Origin of the sequence: Natronogracilivirga saccharolytica, assembly GCF_017921895.1 — a bacterium.
In the GTDB taxonomy this organism is placed as follows: domain Bacteria; phylum Bacteroidota; class Rhodothermia; order Balneolales; family Natronogracilivirgulaceae; genus Natronogracilivirga; species Natronogracilivirga saccharolytica.
Window position 1 is genome coordinate 1 of record NZ_JAFIDN010000034.1, and the last position, 1,299, is coordinate 1,299.

At 38.3% G+C, this 1,299-nt stretch carries 1 protein-coding gene; it reads left to right on the forward strand.

Going from position 1 to position 1,299, the window contains the following annotated elements:
* Nucleotides 1-122 precede the first annotated feature (122 nt).
* Entirely contained in the window at nt 123-1,286 is a 1,164-nt protein-coding gene (locus NATSA_RS15300; RefSeq protein ID WP_210513490.1) for an IS4 family transposase, read from the forward strand.
* The last annotated feature ends 13 nt before the right edge of the window (nt 1,287-1,299 follow it).

A 1,299-nucleotide genomic window follows, 5' to 3' on the forward strand; every position in this document is an offset into this window, starting at 1 on the left:
ATCATAAGTGTCCATTAAAAATATAGTGTTGTTCTTTGAACTTATTGATAGTTAACGCTTTAAAAGCTTTTTAGTGCGGTGACGATTTGAATTGATTAGGTTTACTTCAAAAACGAGTAACCATGAATCAAGGAAAATACGTATTCGCTCAGATTGTAGAGTTTTTGCCTCAAAGGATCTTTGACAAGTTCGTCAGAAAGCATAACGGCAATAAATACGTAAAACACTTCACCTGCTGGAATCAGCTGCTGTGCATGGTTTTTGGTCAACTTACCAACCGTGATAGTCTGCGAGATTTGATTGTCGCCATTAGTGCTCATGGAGGAAAATCCTACCACTTGGGTTTTGGGAAAAGCGTTACTCGCAGTAATCTCGCCAAAGCTAATGAAAACAGGAATAGCAAAATATTTGAAGAATTTGCTTATCACCTGGTGGCTATAGCACGTAAAGTACGAAAAAGCGATGATTTTAAAGTCAAAGGCCAGGTTTATGCATTCGACTCCAGCACGATCGATCTTTGTTTAAGCGTATTTTGGTGGGCCAAATTCCGCAAAAACAAAGGCGGTATTAAGATCAATACCTTGTTCGATGTTACCACGCAAATTCCTGCTTTTATTCACATTACGCCTGCTCTCGTTCATGATGTTAATGCTATGGACTATCTTTTATATGAGCCCGAAGCATACTACATTTTTGATCGAGGCTACGTTGATTACCAACGACTTTACAAGATTACACAGCATTCTGCTTTTTTTGTAGTACGAGCAAAATCAAACCTTCAATTTAACTGCATGTATCCAAGGAAGAGCAACAAGACAGCTGGGATTAAAAGTGATCAGATTGGCAAACTGTCTGGCTTTTACGTATCCAAAGATTATCCGGAAAAGCTGCGAAAAGTCCGGTTTTATGATAAGGAATCAGACAGAACATTCGTCTTTCTTTCAAATAACTTTGAACTCTCAGCTGAACAGATTGCTTATCTATACAAAAACCGTTGGCAGGTTGAACTGTTTTTTAAATGGATCAAACAACATCTGAAAATCAAGGCCTTCTGGGGTACTTCAGAAAATGCCGTGTGTATCCAGGTGTATTCGGCTATTATTGCTTATTGTCTTGTAGCCATTGTTGGGTCCAGCTTTAAAATAGATCGATCAACCTACGAGATTCTACAGGTTCTGGGTATATCACTTTTAGATAAAACACCCGTTGATGAGTTGCTTAAAAACGTGAACTATCAAGTTGTCAAAGAACCGAATTACAACCAATTGTCCCTTAACTTATTTTAAGTGGACAGCAATG

Coding starts and splice junctions, on each gene's coding strand:
- NATSA_RS15300 (WP_210513490.1), top strand. CDS start 123: ATGAATCAAGGAAAATACGTATTCGCTCAGATTGTAGAGTTTTTGCCT.